The organism is Listeria immobilis (assembly GCF_014322765.1).
Taxonomy (GTDB): Bacteria; Bacillota; Bacilli; order Lactobacillales; family Listeriaceae; genus Listeria; species Listeria immobilis.
The window spans coordinates 1-20,242 of sequence record NZ_JAASTZ010000024.1 but is presented as its reverse complement, the minus strand read 5'-3'; the positions used below and the strand labels follow the sequence as shown (position 1 = coordinate 20,242).

Below are 20,242 nucleotides of genomic sequence, written 5' to 3'. Positions count from 1 at the left end.
GGTTTAGTTCATGTAAGGAGAAGCTTTATGAAAATAATAGTTGGTCTCGGAAATCCGGGCAAAAAATACGAACGCACCCGGCATAATGTCGGTTTTATGGTAGTAGATGAATTAAGTTTTCGTCATCAAACTCCTTGGAAAAAATCTAAGTTTAATGGAATGATAAGTGAAATCAATGTAAGTGGAGAAAAAATGTTGTTAGTAAAACCTTTAACCTTTATGAATGCTTCTGGTGAGTGCATTCGACCGCTAATGGATTATTACAATATCCCGATAGAAGATATGCTTATTATTTACGATGATTTAGATTTACCAGTTGGGAAAATCCGCTTGCGACAAAAAGGCAGCGCGGGTGGACATAATGGAATGAAATCAATCATCCAACATGTGAAAACACAAGAGTTTAACCGTATTCGAGTTGGTGTGAGTCGTCCAAGTCATGGGGAAGTTATTAACTACGTGCTAGGTGACTTTCCAAAAGCAGAACAACCAGATATTATTGAAGCAATTCAAAAAAGTGCAGATGCAATAGAAGATTTCGCGCAGTTGCCATTTATTGAGGTAATGAATAAATATAATTAAAAACATAGACTAAAACGAGGCGTGGCAATATTTTTGTCACGTATTTCGGTCTTTCTTCGAGGCGTTGATTTATTTTCGCATTACATAGAATGAATTTTCTGAAAAAAGGAGCTGTTTTCCCTTGAAAGGATTACAACAATTAATATATGAACAAAAAGATATTCGAGCGATATTAAATGCGCTCAACGAAAAAAACAAAGCACAACTGGTTACAGGTCTTACCGGGTCTTCACGCGCTTTATTTGCAAGTGTCGTAGAAGGCGCTTCAAAACGTCCAGTTGTATTTGTCACACATAATTTATATCATGCGCAAAAATTATACGACGATTTACTTTCATTAATGGATGCAGATCGATTGTTTTTATATCCTGCAGACGAACTAATTTCTTCTGAGCTAAGCATTTCTAGCCCGGAACTTCGAGGTCAACGAGTGGAGGCGCTAGATTTTCTGCTATCTGAAAAACCAGGAATAGTAATTGTTCCAGTCGCGGGACTTAGAAAAATGCTGCCCCCAGTATCACTTTGGAAGCAATTTAATATATCTATCGTAGAAGGCGAAGAACTGGATCCAGAAATTTTACGCCAAAAATTAGTGACAATGGGTTACACGATGAGTGGCATGGTTAATACACCAGGTGAATTCAGTGTTCGTGGCGGCATTATTGATATTTATCCGATTACGGAAGAATTCCCAATTAGAATAGAACTTTTTGATACCGAAGTGGATTCCCTTCGTTTCTTTGATGTGGAAACGCAGCGCTCTACTTCACGTGTAGAAGAGTTTCGTTTGCTTCCTGCGACTGAAATTATCCTTGATCAAAGTTATTATCCAGATATTGTTCAACGTCTGGAAAAGAAAATGTCACATACATTAAATGAACTAAAAGAAAAAGAAGATAAACAAGCACTTGTTGAAAATTTAGAAGCAGACTTAGAAATGCTACGTTCAGGGGTAAAACCAGATATGTTTTTCAAATACATTGGTTTAGCTTATCCAGATCCAGCATCTCTTTTTGACTATTTCTCAAAAAATACCGCAATTTTACTAGATGAATTTGCAAGAATTTTAGAAACAGAAGAAGGCTTGGAAAAAGAAGAAGCAGAGTGGCAAACGGAGACATTGAGTCGAATGGAGACTGTGCGTGATGTGCAAGTAAGTCATTCTTTTAAAAAATTACTAGATGAAAACCGCTCACCAAAAATTTATTTAACACTTTTCCAAAAGCAAATGGCGAGCATGCGAGTATCTAAAACAACCAATATTGTCTATAAACAGATGCAACAATTTCATGGTCAAATGAACGTATTAAAAACGGAACTAGAAAGCTGGCATAAGAATAATTATGCAGTTGTAATTCTGGCGCCAAATATGGAACGTGCAGAGAAAATGCAGCAAACTTTAACTGACTATGATATGGAAAGTACCATTTTAAAAAGCGAATCGGATGTCCCTAAATACGGTCTTGTTCAATTCGTTATTGGGACATTCCAGAACGGCTTTGAACTACCGCTTGCCAAAGTAGCAATCATTAGTGAATCGGAGCTTTTTAACAAAAAAGTGAAAAAAGTAAAAAAACGTCAAAAACTGTCTAATGCGGAGCGAATTCAAAGTTACTCCGAATTAAAAGTGGGCGATTATGTTGTGCATATTAATCATGGTATTGCGCGGTATGTTGGGATGGAAACATTAGACATTAATGGGGTGCATAAAGATTATTTATTGCTGGTTTATCAAGGAGAAGATAAACTATTTATTCCTGTTGATCAACTCGATTTAGTGCAAAAATATGTTGGCGCAGAAGGCAAGTCCCCGAGATTAAACAAACTTGGTGGCGCAGAATGGAAACGCGTTAAGAAAAAAGTACAAGCCTCTGTCCAAGATATTGCAGATGACTTAATCAAACTATATGCAGAACGAGAAGCAGAAAAAGGCTATGCATTTAGTCCGGATGAAGAAATGCAACGAGAATTTGAAGATGCTTTCCCTTATCAAGAAACCGATGATCAACTGCGCTCTGTTGCGGAAATTAAAAAAGATATGGAGCGACCTCGCCCGATGGATCGTTTGCTTGTTGGTGATGTTGGTTATGGGAAAACAGAAGTTGCGCTTCGTGCGGCGTTTAAAGCGATTATGGATGGTAAACAAGTGGCATTCTTAGTTCCGACAACTATTCTAGCGCAACAACATTTTGAAACAATGAAAGAAAGGTTTCAAGGGTTCCCAATAGAAATCGGTCTTTTAAGTCGCTTCCGTACGAAAAAACAACAAACAGAAACCTTAAAAGGAATGAAGAATGGCACAGTGGATGTTGTTGTTGGAACGCATCGTCTATTGTCTAAAGATGTGGAATACCATGATTTGGGACTGCTTATTGTTGACGAGGAACAACGATTTGGTGTGACTCATAAAGAAAAAATCAAGCAAATGCGTTCAAAAATCGACGTACTAACCTTAACTGCAACGCCAATACCAAGGACGTTGCATATGTCTATGTTAGGAGTTCGAGATCTATCTGTTATTGAAACACCGCCAGCAAACCGTTTCCCAGTTCAAACATACGTTGCAGAACAAAACAATGTACTTGTTAGAGAAGCAATTGAACGAGAATTAGCCCGTGATGGTCAAGTTTATTATCTTTACAACCGAGTAGAAACAATTACTCAAAAAGCAGACGAAATTTCAGCAATGGTTCCAGATGCTCGTGTGGCAATTGCTCATGGTCAAATGGGCGAATCTGAACTAGAATCTGTCATCTTAAGCTTTCTTGAAGGAGAGTTTGATGTTCTCGTAACTACCACTATTATCGAAACAGGTGTAGATATTCCTAACGTTAATACTCTGTTTGTTCAAGATGCCGACCGAATGGGTCTATCGCAACTGTACCAATTACGCGGACGAGTAGGTAGGTGGAATCGAATTGCTTATGCTTACTTTATGTATCAAAAAGACAAAATTCTTCGTGAAGAAGCGGAGAAACGTTTGTCAGCTATTAAAGAATTTACAGAACTAGGCTCCGGTTTTAAAATTGCGATGCGTGATTTATCAATTCGTGGTGCAGGTAATATTCTTGGAGCGCAACAACATGGCTTTATTGATTCTGTAGGATTTGACCTTTATTCGCAAATGCTAAAAGAAGCAATCGAAGCCAAAAAACCAAAAGAAGAACAAAAACAAATCGTACCAGTTGAAATTGATATCCAAGTAGATGCTTATATACCGGAATATTATATAACAGATGGACGACAAAAAATCGAAATGTACAAACGGTTCCGCAACATAGAAGTATTAAATGATTTGGAAGAATTGCAAAGTGATATGATTGACCGTTTTGGTGAGTATCCGGAAGAAGTCGAGTATCTATTCACGATGACAGAACTCAAAGTACATGCACTTGAAGTGGGTATCGAGTCTGTAAAACAAGAGCAAAATAAAATTACCATGTTGTTTTCCGAAAGTGGAACAGCAGGCATTCGTGGGGATGTCGTTATGCAAATCATTGGTGAATTTGGACGAATGATTGGTGTTGGCATGGAAGGGACACAATTGAAAATCACTGCCAATATCCAAAATAAACCATTAAAAGAATGGCTCTATCAAATTAAAAGTTTGGCTGAAAAACTTCGCGGAGCTTTAAAAGAAAAAGTATCTACCGAAAAATAACCAATAAGTAAAAAGAAAGGAGGTGGCGGGATGTCAGAACGTTCCATGAAGCGACTGATGAAAGGAGCAGCTTGGCTAACCGCTGCCTCGCTTATCTCTAAAATACTTAGTGCAGTTTACCGTGTACCTTTTCAAAATATGGTGGGAGATGTTGGGTTTTATATTTTCCAACAAGTATATCCGATATATGGAATTGCGATGACCCTTGCTTTAGGGGGCTTTCCAGTTGTTATCTCTAAAATGTTAGCAGAAGCAAACGGTGATATAAGACGACAACAAATTATAATGCGAGCTGTTTTTAGGATGCTTCGAATTGTTAGCGTCTCTCTATTTGCCTTTTTATTTCTGTTTGCTAACATTATTGCAATGATGATGGGAGATCCGGCGCTTTCTGAACTTATTCGAGTCATTAGTTTTGTGTTTTTGCTTACACCATATCTTGCTTTTATGCGTGGCTTCTTTCAAAGCACAGGAGAGATGATACCAACAGCGATTTCTCAAACAGTAGAACAAATTATCCGTGTCGCCGTCATTCTTTTTGGGGCTGGTTTAGCTCTTCATATGAAATTAGATTTATATGATGCAGGAGCGATGGCGATGAGCGGCGCGATTTTCGGTGGCGTTTCAGGAATTTTGGTATTGCGCCATTTTTACAATAAAAAACTTACATCAGGTCAAGGGATACAACCAGCTGTATTTGCTGAAAAACAAGAAAAAATCGGAATAGGTCGCGATTTTCTTCGTCAAAGCATGGCGATATGTATCGTTAGTTCAATGCTAATATTGTTCCAACTAGTGGACTCTTTTCAAGTTTATCGCTTAATGAGTGATTCGGGAATTCCAGATTTTATTGCCAAATCACTGAAAGGGATATACGACCGTGGACAACCGATTTTACAGTTAGGGCTAGTGGTTTCAACTGGGCTCGCGCTTGCACTCGTACCAATGATTACTGCTGCAAGGGTTCAAAATCAGCAAAAAGAATTAAAACGTTCTATCCTTCTAGCAATCAAAATTACACTCATTTTGTCTGGAGCAGAAACAGTAGGACTAATTGTCATTATGCGCCCTTTAAATCAAATGCTCTTTCAAACGCCGGACGGTACTTTTGTTTTGCAATTATTTATGCCAGCAGTTTTTCTTAGCGCTTTAATTGTTATGTTAAGTAGTATTTTACAAGGGTTTGGAAAAATTATTGTCCCTGCTATTGGTGTTGGAATCGGACTTGTTGTAAAATGGATAACAGGAAGTATATTGATTCCGCATTATGCAACAGTCGGAGCGTCAATATCAACATGCGTTGGTTTAGCAGTAATCTTACTAATTTGTTACGTATCATTAAAACAAACAATCCGAGTTCCCTTCGTTGAAAAATCAATGCTACTAAGGTTAGCCGCAGCATTAGCTTTAATGGCGATAATTCCTTGTTTAATCGAATGGTTTGTCCCGTTTGAAACAAGGATGGGCAGTGCGTTTCAAGCGATTATAAGTGCGTTATTTGGCGGCGGGGTTTTTCTCGTTTTTGCACTAAGATACAAACTACTTGGACCGAAAGATTTTGTTTTCCTTCCGTTTGGCTCCAAGTTACTAGCGCTCAGCAAATTAGTTGCGCGAAAATAAACATAAAAGTAGGTGAATAAAATGGCAACAACCATGCGATTAGATAAATATTTAAAAGTATCAAGATTAATTAAGCGTCGTACAGTAGCGAAAGAAGTAGCTGAAAAAGGACGTATTGCTGTCAATGGCATAACCGCGAAACCAGGAACAAATGTGAAGTCTGGTGACGAATTAGTTATCCGTTTTGGTCCAAAGATTGTTACTGCGAAAATCGAACGTTTAGAAGAAAACGCAAAAAAAGAACAAGCAACAGAAATGTACACAATTATTAAAGAAGAACGCACAGATGAAAGTAGATAGAAAAATCGTTTGAAACGGGTTAATATAGCCGATTTCAAACGTTTTTTTTCTTTTTAAAAAAATGCACAACCAATTTTTTATGAAAAAGTCAAGAAAAAAATGATAAAAATCGTGGATTCCAATAGACAAATGGCTGATTTATTGATATTATTTTAATCAAGAAACGTTTTTTTCTCTACCGAATTTCACAAACGAAAAGCAAATAAGAACATGGGAGGGACGATGTATGAAAAAAGCTAAAACAAAAGTAGCGAGAATAGAAAATCGCTACATCAAAGATACTGCAGCAATGAAGAAAACTCGTAACCGTCGTCGCATTGCCCTGTTTCGAAGACTTGCTTTTATGGCTATTATCTTTGCTGTTGTTGGTGGGTTACTAACTGTTACCTATACACAACAAGTTCTATCACTAAAAGATAAGAAAGAACAACAAGTAAAAGTAGACAAAAAAATGGTTGCAATGAAAGATGAAGAACAAGAGCTAAATGATCAAATTAAGAAACTTCATAATGATGAATACATAGCTAAATTAGCTAGAAGTGAATATTATTTATCCAAAAATGGAGAAATTATTTTCAACATTCCTGAAGAGAATTCGAAACAAGAAGAGTAAGTCAAGGTTGAGCCATTATTCTCCATTACAGAATCAAAGGGAAAATTAAGTGGTACATTTTTGGGGATTACGAGTTTGACTGTTTGACACTCTTTTTATTATAGCTATAATTAAGCAATAGAGTGATATTTTAAGGAGGACGCATTTTTTTATGTCGATCGAAGTAGGCAACAAGTTACAAGGGAAAGTTACTGGGATTACTAATTTTGGAGCATTTGTGGAGTTAGAAGGTGGCAAAACAGGTTTAGTCCATATTAGTGAGGTTGCAGATAACTATGTTAAGGACATTAACGACATCTTAACTGTAGGAGATGAAGTTACTGTCAAAGTAATGAATATTGGTGATGATGGCAAGATTGGTCTGTCCATTCGTAAAGCAGTAGATCGTCCGGACCGTCCAGAAAAAAGTTATGATCGCAAACCAAAATACAGCAAAAAACCTGCTGGAAACTATGTAAAACCAGCCGAGAGCTTTGAAGATATAATGTCTAAATTCTTGAAAGATAGTGACGAAAGATTAACGACTATCAAACGCCAAACAGAATCCAAACGTGGTGGCCGAGGAGCAAAACGCGGCTAAACCGTGAAATTTATTGTAAATGAAGGATGCACCGTATGGATTATTAATACGGTGCACTTTTTAATAAAATGTATGAGCCGAATTTCGAAGGAAGGGTTTCTTGAATGGATGACACCAAAAAACGAGTACATAAATATATTGAGAAACACGACTTAATCCGGTCCGATGACAAATTGCTTGTAGCAGTTTCTGGTGGTCCGGATTCTTTGGCATTACTACAATTTTTACAAACAGCTAATCTAGTTCCAAAAGAAGCAATTTATGTAGCCCATCTCAATCATGGTTTACGAGAAAATGCAGCAAAAGAACAAGGTATCGTCCAAAATTACTGTGAAAAGTACGATATTCCTTTCTTTACAGAAGAAGTAAATGTGAAAAAACGCGCCGAAATGATGCAAAAAGGCATTGAAGAAACAGCGCGAATAGTTAGATATGAGTTTTTCACAAAAATAATGATTGAAAAAAGTATCAATAAATTAGTGCTCGCACATCATGCGGATGACCAAATCGAAACCATCCTCATGCGCTTAGTTCGTGGAAGTTCAAGTATGGGATGGTCCGGTATCCAACCGAAACGCAGTGTGCAAGGTGGTTTTGTAATTCGTCCATTCTTATCAATTACAAAGTCAGAAATTATAGAGTATGCTAATAAACATGATTTAGCATATGAAATAGATGAATCCAATGCTAGCCCAGAATATACTAGAAATCGCTATCGACAAGAAGTGCTACCATTTCTTACAAAAGAAAATCCAGCTGTATATGCTCATTTTGAGAGATTTTCTGAAGAAACAAGTGAAGATTTCCGGTTTTTGGAAGATTTAGCGAAAGATTTATTAAAGAAAAACCTTATCCAAAACCAAGAACAAACAACACTTTTACTTAGCAACTTTAAAAATGAAGCGAATCCTTTACAACGCCGTGCAATTCATTTAATATTGAGTTATCTGTACAATGAGGATGTTCGTTCTATTACGGCAAATCACATATATCAGATTATCCAGATGATTCAAAATGAAAATCCGTCTAGTTCGCTCAATTTACCCAAAAAACTCATTGTTACTAGATCTTACAACGAACTCCATTTTCAATTTGGAGAAAGACAAGCATCTGCTGAGTTTTATCATCAATTAGAACTAAATGACCGCATTGAATTAGAAAATAAAGCAAGCATCCGTTTAAAATTAAAAAGTTCAGTCGTACAAACGAATGGATTGAACGGAATGCTTCTAGATGCAGCGGATATTACACTTCCATTAATCATCCGGAACCGTGTGAACGGGGACAAGATGACAATGAAAGGACAAGCAGGTAGCAAGAAACTAAAAGATATTTTCATCGATGCCAAAATACCAAGGCAAGAACGCGACAATCTACCCGTGATAACAGATTACACTGGGAAAATTCTTTGGATCCCTGGCGTGAAAAAGTCTGCATATGACCGAGAATTTAGTCGTAACAAAAAGCAGTACATTATTAGGTACACTCGAAATATAGGAGGAAACGAGAGCATGCATAATGATATTCAGAAAGTGCTGATATCGGAGGACGAATTACAAGAAAAGATTCGTGAACTCGGTCGTGAGTTGACAGCAGAATATGAAGGACGTAATCCACTTGTAGTGGGCGTATTAAAAGGGGCAACTCCTTTTATGACAGACTTACTTAAACGCGTAGACACATACTTAGAAATGGACTTCATGGATGTATCCAGTTACGGAAATGGTACAGTATCGTCTGGAGAAGTAAAAATAATTAAAGACCTTAATGCATCCGTAGAAGGACGTGATGTGCTAGTAATAGAAGATATTATTGATAGTGGTCGCACACTTAGTTATTTAGTAGATCTCATTAAGTATCGCAAAGCAAAATCAGTAAAATTAGTTACTTTACTAGATAAACCAGCAGGACGAAATGTGGCAATTGAAGCGGATTATGTAGGCTTTGTAGTACCAAATGAATTTGTTGTAGGCTACGGTTTAGATTTTGCAGAACGCTATCGCAATCTACCATATATAGGTGTTTTAAAACCAGAAATTTATAGCGAGTGAAATTAATTAACAAACAGAACCATTTTTTGTTAAAATATAATAGCTAGCTTTTTAAGAAAACAAAACGAAAAAAGATTCATGAGAGCCGTGCAAAATAGTGGGCAAGATAGATTCGGTATGCTATCATTAGTCTTAGTTTTCGAAGGTGAAAAAAGTATCAATAAATATTAAAAAATCTAAATTAATAATAGAATAACTTCGTAAGAGAAAAGGCGAAACGGATATGTTTTTATTAATCAGGGGAATCTGCTATTAGTCGAAAACAACTTTTAAAGGGATTAAATCCAGAAAAAGTAAGATCCAAGCTCTTGCGTGGGAGGAGGTAAGGAATGAACAGGTTTTTTAGAAATGCAATATTTTATGTCATCATATTCCTAGTTATAATCGGAATCGTTGCATCGTTCAATTCAAATAAAGAGGCAGCGAAAGATATTAGCTATACGGAATTTATGAGTAAATTAGAAGATGGTAAAGTTAAATCATTAACCATACAACCAGACCGAAGTGTTTATACAATTGAAGGAGAATTCAAATCAAGCGATAAAAGTTCTTCTGATGACAAAAAAACTGGTCTAGGACAAAGCAAAACAAGCAGTACAGCTTTTACAACTTATGCTTTAAATAGCGATACTTCGTTGGAAGAATTACAAACTGCAGTATCTAAAGAAGATGTGAAAATGGAAGTTGAACCCGCTAAACAAAATAGCGGTTGGGTTACATTCCTAACCTCCATCGTTCCGTTTGTAATCATCTTTATCCTCTTCTTCTTCCTAATGAGCCAGTCTCAAGGCGGTGGCGGTGGTAAAGTAATGAGCTTTGGTAAAAGCAAAGCCAAACTTTACAATGATGATAAGAAAAAAGTTCGCTTTACTGATGTAGCAGGAGCGGATGAAGAGAAACAAGAGCTTGTAGAAGTAGTTGAATTCCTAAAAGATCCACGTAAATTTGCGGATCTTGGTGCTCGTATTCCAAAAGGTGTTCTTTTAGTAGGGCCTCCGGGTACTGGTAAAACCTTGCTTGCTCGTGCAGTTGCAGGTGAAGCGGGTGTGCCGTTCTTCTCTATCTCAGGTTCTGACTTTGTAGAAATGTTTGTCGGCGTCGGTGCAAGCCGTGTCCGTGATTTATTCGAAAATGCGAAGAAAAATGCTCCATGTATCATTTTCATTGATGAAATTGATGCAGTTGGTCGTCAACGTGGTGCAGGAATGGGTGGAGGTCACGATGAACGTGAGCAAACCCTAAACCAATTACTAGTTGAAATGGATGGTTTCGGCGGTAACGAAGGAATTATCATCATTGCAGCAACTAACCGTGCCGATGTACTTGACCCAGCACTTCTTCGTCCAGGCCGTTTTGACCGTCAAATTATGGTTGATCGTCCAGACGTAAAAGGTCGTGAAGCAGTACTTCGTGTTCATGCTCGTAACAAACCACTTGCTAAAAGTGTTGATTTAAAAGCAATTGCACAGCGTACGCCTGGATTCTCTGGTGCTGATTTAGAAAACTTACTAAATGAAGCGGCCTTAGTAGCAGCTCGTTCCGATAAGAAAGAAATAGATATGAGTGATCTTGATGAAGCAAGTGATCGTGTAATTGCTGGTCCTGCTAAGAAAAATCGAGTTATCTCTGAAAAAGAACGCCGTACAGTTGCGTATCATGAAGGTGGTCACGTAATCGTTGGAATGGTTCTTGATGAAGCAGAAGTAGTGCATAAAGTTACGATTGTCCCACGTGGGCAAGCTGGCGGTTATGCCGTAATGCTTCCAAAAGAAGACAGATTCTTAATGACGAAAGCCGAATTAATGGACCGTATTACTGGTTTACTTGGTGGACGTGTAGCCGAAGAAGTTACGTTTGGTGAAGTAACAACTGGTGCAAGTAACGACTTTGAACGTGCGACCGAACTTGCTCGCCGCATGGTAACTGAATGGGGTATGAGTGATAAAATTGGGCCACTTCAATTCGCTTCCGGAAATGGTCAAGTATTTATGGGCCGTGACTTTGGTAGTGACAAAGGATACTCAGATAAAATTGCTTATGAAATCGATACAGAAGTTCAAAGTTTAATTCGCTACTGTTATGACCGCGCTAAAACAATTATTACTGAACACCAAGAACAACACAAACTTATCGCGGAAACATTACTAAAAGTAGAAACTCTAGATGCTCGTCAAATCCGTTCCCTATTTGATGATGGTGTAATGCCTCCAGATATTGATACAATTGACGTAGAAGCAGAATATCCTTCCGAAAAAGACGAAATAGTAGCAGGTAAATCTTTTGAAGAAGAAAAAGAAGACTTAAAAGAAGAAGGGCACATCAAAGAAACACAAGATGAGCCAAAAGAAGTAACTTCTGAAGATGCTCCGGACGTTGAGCAAACTCCAAATGACAAAAAAGACGAATAAGATTAAAGAGGCTGGATATTCCAGTCTCTTTTTTGAAGCTGTATTACTCGGATTTTACATTAAAACATGATATGATACGTTAGAAAAATCTTCTAAAGGACGGTAGACAAACTTATGATACTTGTAATTGATGTTGGAAATACTAACTGTACTGTTGGAGTGTATAAAGAGCAAAATCTATTAAAACATTGGCGCATGACAACTGACCGCCACAGAACATCTGATGAGCTTGGCATGACAGTTTTAAACTTTTTTTCTTATGCAAATATAAATCCAGCTGATATTCAAGGAATTATTATTTCGTCTGTAGTACCGCCAATTATGCACGCCATGGAAACGATGTGTTTGCGCTATTTTAATATTAGACCGCTAATCGTCGGACCGGGAATTAAAACTGGTCTTAATGTAAAAGTAGATAATCCTAGAGAAATCGGTGCTGATCGTATTGTAAATGCCGTAGCAGCATCAGCAGAGTATGGAACACCGGTTATTGTTGTTGATTTTGGAACAGCCACCACATTTTGCTATATTGATGAATCTGGCGTTTATCAAGGTGGTGCAATAGCTCCGGGTATTATGATATCAACTGAAGCTTTGTATAATAGGGCAGCGAAACTACCTCGTGTAGATATTGCTGAATCTAAGCAAATTATCGGGAAATCTACAGTAGCATCCATGCAAGCCGGCGTTTTTTATGGCTTTGTTGGGCAATGCGAAGGAATTATTAACGAGATGAAAAAACAATCTCAATCAAGTCCAGTAGTTGTTGCTACCGGAGGGCTTGCTAGGATGATAACGGAAAAATCTTCCACAGTAGACATATTAGACCCATTTTTAACACTAAAAGGGTTAGAACTTCTGTATCGAAGAAATAAACCAACAACAGAAAAAAAGGAGTTTTAGATAATGAGTGATTATTTAGTAAAAGCGTTGGCCTATAATGGAATGGCGCGTGTATATGCAGCAGTAACAACAGAAACAATTAATGAAGCGCAAAAAAGACATGATACATGGTCTGTCTCTTCCGCAGCGCTTGGTAGAACAATGACGGGGACACTATTCCTTGGAGCAATGCAAAAAGAAGACCAAAAAATCACTGTGAAAATAGAAGGTGACGGTCCAATTGGTCCAATCGTGGCGGATAGTAACGCACAAGGTCAAATTCGTGGTTATGTCACAAATCCACATGTTCATTTCAGTGAACTAAATGATTCAGGAAAGCTAGATGTTAGAAGAGGTGTTGGAACGTCAGGGATGCTTTCAGTTGTAAAAGATTTAGGCTTTGGAGAAAATTTCACTGGTCAAACTCCCATCGTTTCAGGAGAGATTGGCGAAGATTTCACCTATTATCTGGCTACTTCCGAACAAATAAATTCTTCAGTAGGTGTTGGTGTTTTAGTAAATCCAGATGACTCCATCGAAGCGGCTGGTGGTTTTATGTTACAACTTCTTCCTGGGGCAACAGATGAAGTTATTGATGAAATTGAAAAAAATCTAAACGCTCTACCAACTGTTTCCAGAATGATTGAAGCAGGAGAAACACCAGAAACGATTTTAGCTAAACTTGCAGGTGGCGAAGAAAATTTACAAATTCTCGAGAAAATCCCAGTATCTTTTGAATGTAATTGTTCTAAAGACCGTTTTGGCAACGCGATTATCTCCTTAGGAAAAGAAGAAATTCGCTCAATGATTGAAGAAGATCACGGTGCAGAAGCGGAATGCCATTTTTGCCGGAACACATACGATTTCTCAGAACAAGAACTGGAAAAACTATATGAAGAAGCAAAATAAGCTAAAGGAGTACTCTATTTGAGTGCTCTTTTTTTAAAGACGTTAAACTTGACAAAATAGGTCGGAATTAATTAAACTATATGAAAGACTTAAAATGATAGGAGTGCTTTAATAATGACGATTGCAAATTCAATAACTGATTTAATAGGAAAAACACCAATTGTAAAACTTAATCGTTTACCAGAAGCAGGAAGCGCAGATGTATATGTAAAATTAGAATTTCAAAATCCGGGTGGCAGTGTAAAAGATCGTATTGCAAACGCGATGATTGAAGATGCAGAAAAGTCGGGCGTATTAAAACCTGGGGATACAATTATCGAACCAACAAGTGGTAATACAGGAATTGGACTTGCAATGGTGGCAGCAGCAAAAGGTTATCAAGCAATTTTTGTAATGCCAGAAACAATGAGTCTGGAACGTCGCAAGTTACTTCAAGCATATGGCGCGAAATTGGTATTAACACCTGGGCCAGATGGGATGAAAGGCGCTATTGCCAAAGCGGAAGAATTAGCGAAAGAAAACAATTATTTTGTACCGCAACAATTTCATAATCCGGCGAACCCAGCAGTTCATGAAGAAACAACGGGTCCGGAAATTGTCGAAGCATTTGGAAAAGATGGATTGGATGCATTTATCGCAGGAGTCGGCACAGGTGGGACAGTATCAGGTGTAGGACATGTACTTAAGAAAAATTATCCCGATGTAAAAATATATGCACTTGAACCAGAGGAGTCTCCTGTTCTTAGTGGAGGATCTCCATCGCCTCATAAAATCCAAGGAATCGGTGCAGGTTTTATCCCGGATACACTGGACACAAAAGTGTATGATGGAATTCTAAAAATTTCTAGTGAAGATGCAATAGAAACAGCTCGCGAAGTAGCTAAAAAAGAAGGAATTCTAGTGGGTATTTCATCTGGAGCAACTATTAAAGCTGCTCTTGATCTAGCAAAAGAACTCGGAACAGGAAAAAAAGTATTAGCTATTGTTGCAAGTAATGGGGAACGTTATTTAAGTACACCGCTTTATAATTTTGAAGATTAATAAAGGAAAAGCGATATGTTTGGGGGAGTGCCCGAATGTATCGCTTTTATTTATTAAATGAAATAAATATATTTCTTACTATTTTCTAATCAAACGCACAGGAGAAATTTTCTTTTCCTGGTTAATATATAGTCATAAGCTAACAACAAGCAAAACATTTTCATTCTTCCCCCTTTTTAGAATGAAAATCCCAAACTCCCTTTTTGACCAGTGTGGTTTACTCCCTTTTTCCACACTGGTTTTTTTATACAAAAAATGAAAAGAAAAACTGGGAAATCTCATGAAACTTTAACAAAAATCACAGCATATCCACCAAAATATTGGTTAATATATAGTCATAAGCTAACAACAAGCAAAACATTTTCATTCTTTCCCCTTTTAGAATGAAAATCCCAAACTCCCTTTTTGACCAGTGTGGTTTACTCCCTTTTTCCACACTGGTTTTTTTATACAAAAAAAGAAAAGAAAAACTGGGAAATCTCATGAAACTTTAACAAAAATCACAGCATATCCACCAAAATATTGGTTAATATATAATCATAAGCTAACAACAAGCAAAACATTTTCATTCTTCCCCCTTTTTAGAATGAAAATCCCAAACTCCCTTTTTGACCAGTGTGGTTTACTCCCTTTTTCCACACTGGTTTTTTTATACAAAAAAATGAAAAGAAAAACTGGGAAATCTCATGGAACTTTAACAAAAATCACAGCATATCCACCAAAATATTGGTTAATATATAATCATAAGCTAACAACAAGCAAAACATTTTCATTCTTCCCCCTTTTTAGAATGAAAATCCCAAACTCCCTTTTTTGACCGATGCGGTTTACTCCCTTTTTCCGCATCGGTTTTTTTGTGCGCTAAAATTGTGGAATTCTGCTATAATAAATTTCGGAAAGAGGTGTTTGGGTATGAAAAAGTGGGAAAAGGATCATTTAGGTATGGTCATGGGGATATTGAATGTGACACCAGACTCTTTTTCAGATGGTGGTAAATATATGCAATTGAAAGAAGCGGTTGCACATGCCTTGCAAATGGCGAAAGATGGAGCGGCAATTATTGATATAGGGGGAATATCGACACGCCCGGGTTTTTTGGAAGTTTCTCCAGATGAGGAATTAACAAGAATACTTCCGGTTATTAAAGCCGTAAGAGAAGTGCTTCCGGACATTTGGATATCAGTGGATACATGGCGTGCGGTGGTTGCTGAACAAGCTATTTTAGCAGGAGCAGATATAATAAATGATCAATGGGGTGCGAAAAAAGAACCGCAAATTGCGCAAATTGCAGCTAAATATAATGTGCCGATTTGTTTAATGCATAATCGAGAGAACGCTAATTATGGTGATTTTCTAGAGGATGTGAAGCAAGACCTATTAGAAAGTGTTGCAATTGCAAAAGATGCACAAGTGCCAGATGAACATATCATCCTTGATCCGGGTTTTGGTTTCGTTAAAACGCCGGCGCAGAATTTAGAGATTTTACGCCGAATAGATGAGATTGTGGCGCTCGGATATGAAGTTTTGCTGGGTACCAGTCGCAAATCAACCATTGGCTTAGTTTTAGGGGGATCGCCTGAAGAGAGAATGGAAGGAACCGGAGCGACAGTAGTATATGGTTTTACAAAAGGGTGTACAATTACACGAGTACATGATGTTCTGCCGATTGCTCGAATGGTTCGGATGACCGATGCAATCACTGGGAAGTTAGATATTACAAAATTATAAAGGGGTGCCCTAATTGGATAAAATATATTTAAACGAATTAGCATTTTACGGTTATCATGGAGTTCTATCAGAAGAAAATAAACTTGGTCAAAAATTTACCGTGTCTTTAATACTAGGCCTTTCCACAAAAAAAGCAGGAAACTCGGATGATGTAAACGATACAGTTAGTTATGCGGACGTCTATGAAACGGTTAAAGAGATTGTAGAAGGAAAACCTTTTAAACTAATCGAGGCACTCGCGGAAAAAATTGCGACAGAGGTTCTAGTAAACTACCCGCTTCTTCAAGAAATAACTGTAAAATTAATTAAACCAAATCCACCAATTCCAGGACATTATCATTCTGTTGCGGTAGAAATTGAACGCAAAAGAAGTGATCTAAATGGCTAAAGCTTTTTTATCGATAGGAACAAACATTGGAGAGCGATTGGATAATTTAAATAATGCGGTCAGTGGATTAGCTGAAGCAGAACAAATTGGTATAGTCAAAGTATCTAGTGTTTATGAAACCGATGCAGTAGGCTTTGAAGATCAAGCAGCATTTCTAAATATCGTTATAGAGATTGAAACAAGTTTTGCGCCTGTTGAATTACTAGAATTTTGTTTAAAATTAGAACTTGAGTTGGGGCGTGTCCGCTTATTTAAATGGGGGCCGCGGTTGATCGATATTGACATATTATTATATGATGATGTTAAAATGGACACAAAAAAGCTGAAAATCCCGCACCCTTATATGAAGGAAAGAGCTTTTGTGATGATTCCGCTAGTAGAAATCTCGCCCGACAAAGCCGGTATTCATGTTAATCATGCTGTTTTGGCTGAGCAATGTGTCCGGAAAACAAAAAAACAAGTGAAGTGGTAAAAATGGCACTTGCAGAAAAAACTGTTTATGATAACATATCACTAGCGCAAAGTAAGAGGAAAGGGGTTTTAAAATGTTTAAAATAGGCAATGTAGAAATTAAAAATCAAGTAGTTGTAGCTCCAATGGCGGGGATCTCTAATTCCGCATTCCGTCTTACAGTCAAAGAATTCGGAGCTGGACTTGTTTGCTGCGAAATGATTAGCGACAAAGGAATCACATACCGAAACGCCAAAACACTTGATATGCTATATATTGATGAAAAAGAAAAACCGCTAAGTTTACAAATTTTTGGTGGCGAAAAAGAAACGCTTGTGGAAGCGGCTAAATTCGTTGCTGAAAATACAACCGCTGATATTATCGATATAAATATGGGTTGCCCAGTTAACAAAATAATTAAGTGTGAAGCCGGAGCAAAGTGGTTGCTTGATCCAAATAAAGTTTATGATATGGTTGCTGCTGTTGTAGATGCTGTTGACAAACCAGTGACAGTAAAAATGCGTATTGGCTGGGATGAGGAGCATGTATTTGCTATCGAAAATGCATTAGCCGCTGAACGTGCCGGAGCTGCAGCTGTTGCAATGCACGGACGCACACGTGTTCAAATGTACGAAGGTAGCGCAAACTGGGATGTACTTAGAGATGTGAAGCGTGAATTGAAGATTCCGTTTATGGCCAACGGAGATGTTAGAACTCCCGAAGATGCAAAACGGATTTTAGAACACACTGGAGCGGATGGTGTGATGATTGGGCGAGCAGCACTTGGGAACCCATGGATGATTTATCGAACCGTTAAATATCTAGAAACTGGGGAACTTCTACCAGAACCAGAACCACGTGAAAAAATGCAAACGGCTATGCTACATTTAAATCGTTTAGTCGAATTAAAAGGGGAAAATATTGCTGTTCGCGAATTCAGACAACATGCTGCTTACTATCTAAAAGGCGCTAGAGGAAGTACTCGAGCTAAAGTCGCTGCAAACCAAGCGACAAAACAAGCAGAAATGGAAGCAATTTTAAATGAATTTGTTCTTCAATATGAAGAAAAAGAACTAGCAAAACAAGATTAATCAGTGTTGCCCCGAGTTTTCGGGGCAATTTTTAAATTTATACTAGAAAAACAACCCTAAAAGAGCGTATAATGGAAACATCTGTAGAAATGAATAGAATAGGAGTGTACCTATATGAGTAACGAGAATCACGAAGAACTAAATGACCAACTCATCGTCCGTCGCGAAAAAGTAGAAACATTGCGCGAAGAAGGCATTGATCCCTTTGGTGGCAAATTTATCCGTTCCATCAGCCCAGAGGAGATTGAAACAAAATTTGCGGATAAATCAAAAGAAGAACTTGAAGAAGCTTCTATTGAAGTAACAGTAGCAGGGCGTATTATGACAAAACGTGTAAAAGGAAAAGTTGGTTTTACACATATTCAAGATCGTTTCCACCAATTGCAAATTTATATCCGCAAAGATGCCATTGGCGAAGACGCATATGCGGTATTCAAAGTAGCTGATTTAGGAGATATTATTGGTATTAAAGGAACTATCTTTAGAACAAATACTGGCGAACTATCTGTAAAAGCAACAGAATTCACATTGCTATCCAAGTCGTTGCGCCCCCTACCTGATAAATATCATGGTTTAAAAGATGTGGAACAACGCTATCGCCAACGTTATTTAGACTTAATTACAAATGAAGAAAGTCAAAATCGATTCGTTATGCGCAGTAAAATTTTGAAATACACACGTGATTATATGGATAATCAAGGTTTCTTAGAAGTGGAAACACCTGTACTACACACAATTGCTGGTGGGGCTGCGGCGAAACCGTTTATCACACATCATAACGCGTTAGATATGGAGCTATATTTACGAATTGCACTAGAATTACATTTAAAACGATTGATTGTCGGTGGAATGGATAAAGTATACGAAATTGGCCGTGTATTCCGCAATGAAGGAACATCCACGCGCCATAATCCAGAATTTACTATGTTAGAATCTTATGCAGCATATGAAGATTATGAAGATGTAATGGATTTAGTGGAAGGATTAGTTTCTACTGTATGTGAACAAGTAAATGGAACAACAAAGATTACTTACGGTGAATATAATGTAGACTTAACACCAAACTGGCGCCGAATCCACATGGCAGATGCGGTTAAAGAATATGTTGGAGTAGACTTCTGGAAAGTAACTTCTGATGAAGAGGCCCATAAATTAGCTAAAGAACATCATGTACAAGTTACAAAACACATGACATATGGCCATATTCTTAATGAATTTTTCGAAACGTTTGTTGAAGAAAAACTCATCCAACCAACATTTGTATATGGACACCCGGTTGAAATATCTCCACTAGCTAAGAAAAACACAGAAGATGAACGTTTTACTGATCGTTTTGAATTATTTATTGTTGGACGTGAACACGCGAATGCCTTTTCAGAATTAAATGACCCTATAGATCAAAGAGAACGTTTTGAAGCCCAAATGAAAGAACGAGAACAAGGAAATGATGAAGCGCATGGAATGGATGCTGATTTCCTAGAGGCGTTAGAATATGGGTTGCCGCCAACAGGTGGATTAGGGATAGGGATAGATCGTTTAGTAATGCTCCTAACTGATGCACCATCCATTCGTGACATCTTACTATTCCCAACAATGAAACACAGAGATTAATCAAAATCCAGGACTGTTATATTCGGTTCTGGATTTTATATTTTTAGTCAGAAAAACAAATTTTCCAAAGAGAAACTTTTTCTTAAAATTTGCTTGCAATACCTGTAAAAACATGATATATTTATAAACGTTCCAGTTAAACAAAGACAAAATGTCTTCGAAGAAATTAATTTTTTTTGAAAAAACATCTTGACTTTGAATAATGGATAGAGTAAGATATAAGAGTTGCTGCTAAACAAGGTAGCGAAGAAAACTGACCTTTGAAAACTGAACAAAGAAGAAGACGAAAAGCAATGAGACGTAAAGTCTCACTGGTAATCGCAGGGC

General features: G+C 37.6%; 16 protein-coding genes. All 16 read left to right on the top strand.

Annotation, left to right across the window (positions count from 1 at the left end; all coding sequences use genetic code 11):
- Positions 1-27 precede the first annotated feature (27 nt).
- The 16 genes from pth (at position 28) to lysS (ending at position 19,915) form a co-directional block, all read left to right on the top strand.
- The gene (gene pth / locus HCJ50_RS14505) at positions 28-582 is read left to right on the top strand and encodes an aminoacyl-tRNA hydrolase (RefSeq protein WP_185348826.1); all 555 of its coding nucleotides are present in this window, start codon (positions 28-30) and stop codon (positions 580-582) included.
- Positions 583-703: 121 nt separating this feature from the next.
- On the top strand, positions 704-4,243 hold the full coding sequence (mfd, locus tag HCJ50_RS14500) for a transcription-repair coupling factor (protein ID WP_185348828.1): 3,540 nt from the start codon (positions 704-706) through the stop codon (positions 4,241-4,243).
- Between the two features lie 30 nt (positions 4,244-4,273).
- Positions 4,274-5,863: a putative polysaccharide biosynthesis protein gene (locus HCJ50_RS14495; protein ID WP_185395748.1), complete on the top strand. Its 1,590-nt coding sequence runs from the start codon at positions 4,274-4,276 to the stop codon at positions 5,861-5,863.
- 33 nt (positions 5,864-5,896) lie between these two features.
- Positions 5,897-6,163: an RNA-binding S4 domain-containing protein gene (locus tag HCJ50_RS14490; protein ID WP_281384472.1), complete on the top strand. Its 267-nt coding sequence runs from the start codon at positions 5,897-5,899 to the stop codon at positions 6,161-6,163.
- Positions 6,164-6,389: 226 nt separating this feature from the next.
- A complete protein-coding gene (locus HCJ50_RS14485; protein WP_185348834.1) occupies positions 6,390-6,776 on the top strand; it encodes an FtsB family cell division protein in 387 nt (128 codons plus the stop codon).
- Positions 6,777-6,927: 151 nt separating this feature from the next.
- The gene (locus HCJ50_RS14480) at positions 6,928-7,356 is read left to right on the top strand and encodes a S1 domain-containing RNA-binding protein (RefSeq protein WP_003718298.1); all 429 of its coding nucleotides are present in this window, start codon (positions 6,928-6,930) and stop codon (positions 7,354-7,356) included.
- Between the two features lie 104 nt (positions 7,357-7,460).
- Positions 7,461-9,407, top strand: a complete 1,947-nt coding sequence (locus HCJ50_RS14475; RefSeq protein WP_185395747.1) for a bifunctional tRNA lysidine(34) synthetase TilS/hypoxanthine phosphoribosyltransferase HprT — start codon at positions 7,461-7,463, stop codon at positions 9,405-9,407.
- Between the two features lie 329 nt (positions 9,408-9,736).
- Positions 9,737-11,815: an ATP-dependent zinc metalloprotease FtsH gene (ftsH, locus tag HCJ50_RS14470; RefSeq protein WP_185395746.1), complete on the top strand. Its 2,079-nt coding sequence runs from the start codon at positions 9,737-9,739 to the stop codon at positions 11,813-11,815.
- A 114-nt stretch (positions 11,816-11,929) separates the two neighbouring features.
- On the top strand, positions 11,930-12,718 hold the full coding sequence (locus HCJ50_RS14465; protein WP_185348840.1) for a type III pantothenate kinase: 789 nt from the start codon (positions 11,930-11,932) through the stop codon (positions 12,716-12,718).
- A gap of 3 nt (positions 12,719-12,721) precedes the next feature.
- A complete protein-coding gene (gene hslO / locus HCJ50_RS14460; RefSeq protein WP_185348842.1) occupies positions 12,722-13,606 on the top strand; it encodes an Hsp33 family molecular chaperone HslO in 885 nt (294 codons plus the stop codon).
- Positions 13,607-13,720: 114 nt separating this feature from the next.
- Complete coding sequence (gene cysK, locus HCJ50_RS14455; protein WP_185348844.1) at positions 13,721-14,647, top strand: cysteine synthase A; 927 nt, start codon at positions 13,721-13,723, stop codon at positions 14,645-14,647.
- Positions 14,648-15,559: 912 nt separating this feature from the next.
- Positions 15,560-16,375, top strand: a complete 816-nt coding sequence (gene folP / locus HCJ50_RS14450; protein WP_185349578.1) for a dihydropteroate synthase — start codon at positions 15,560-15,562, stop codon at positions 16,373-16,375.
- A 13-nt stretch (positions 16,376-16,388) separates the two neighbouring features.
- Positions 16,389-16,763, top strand: a complete 375-nt coding sequence (folB, locus tag HCJ50_RS14445) for a dihydroneopterin aldolase (RefSeq protein ID WP_185349581.1) — start codon at positions 16,389-16,391, stop codon at positions 16,761-16,763.
- Positions 16,756-17,235, top strand: a complete 480-nt coding sequence (gene folK / locus HCJ50_RS14440) for a 2-amino-4-hydroxy-6-hydroxymethyldihydropteridine diphosphokinase (RefSeq protein WP_185349583.1) — start codon at positions 16,756-16,758, stop codon at positions 17,233-17,235. The genes folB and folK overlap by 8 nt, the downstream gene beginning before the upstream one ends.
- A 73-nt stretch (positions 17,236-17,308) precedes the next feature.
- Positions 17,309-18,304, top strand: coding sequence for a tRNA dihydrouridine synthase DusB (gene dusB / locus HCJ50_RS14435; protein WP_185349585.1), 996 nt, complete (start codon positions 17,309-17,311; stop codon positions 18,302-18,304).
- 114 nt (positions 18,305-18,418) lie between these two features.
- Entirely contained in the window at positions 18,419-19,915 is a 1,497-nt protein-coding gene (gene lysS, locus HCJ50_RS14430; protein WP_185349587.1) for a lysine--tRNA ligase, read from the top strand.
- Positions 19,916-20,242: the final 327 nt, after the last annotated feature.

Excerpts from the sequence above, each read along its gene's own strand:
- HCJ50_RS14465 (WP_185348840.1), top strand. The coding sequence starts at position 11,930 with ATGATACTTGTAATTGATGTTGGAAATACTAACTGTACTGTTGGAGTG.
- HCJ50_RS14475 (WP_185395747.1), top strand. The coding sequence starts at position 7,461 with ATGGATGACACCAAAAAACGAGTACATAAATATATTGAGAAACACGAC.
- HCJ50_RS14495 (WP_185395748.1), top strand. The coding sequence starts at position 4,274 with ATGTCAGAACGTTCCATGAAGCGACTGATGAAAGGAGCAGCTTGGCTA.
- pth (WP_185348826.1), top strand. The coding sequence starts at position 28 with ATGAAAATAATAGTTGGTCTCGGAAATCCGGGCAAAAAATACGAACGC.
- hslO (WP_185348842.1), top strand. The coding sequence starts at position 12,722 with ATGAGTGATTATTTAGTAAAAGCGTTGGCCTATAATGGAATGGCGCGT.
- HCJ50_RS14480 (WP_003718298.1), top strand. The coding sequence starts at position 6,928 with ATGTCGATCGAAGTAGGCAACAAGTTACAAGGGAAAGTTACTGGGATT.
- cysK (WP_185348844.1), top strand. The coding sequence starts at position 13,721 with ATGACGATTGCAAATTCAATAACTGATTTAATAGGAAAAACACCAATT.
- lysS (WP_185349587.1), top strand. The coding sequence starts at position 18,419 with ATGAGTAACGAGAATCACGAAGAACTAAATGACCAACTCATCGTCCGT.
- HCJ50_RS14485 (WP_185348834.1), top strand. The coding sequence starts at position 6,390 with ATGAAAAAAGCTAAAACAAAAGTAGCGAGAATAGAAAATCGCTACATC.
- dusB (WP_185349585.1), top strand. The coding sequence starts at position 17,309 with ATGTTTAAAATAGGCAATGTAGAAATTAAAAATCAAGTAGTTGTAGCT.
- folP (WP_185349578.1), top strand. The coding sequence starts at position 15,560 with ATGAAAAAGTGGGAAAAGGATCATTTAGGTATGGTCATGGGGATATTG.
- ftsH (WP_185395746.1), top strand. The coding sequence starts at position 9,737 with ATGAACAGGTTTTTTAGAAATGCAATATTTTATGTCATCATATTCCTA.
- folK (WP_185349583.1), top strand. The coding sequence starts at position 16,756 with ATGGCTAAAGCTTTTTTATCGATAGGAACAAACATTGGAGAGCGATTG.
- HCJ50_RS14490 (WP_281384472.1), top strand. The coding sequence starts at position 5,897 with ATGCGATTAGATAAATATTTAAAAGTATCAAGATTAATTAAGCGTCGT.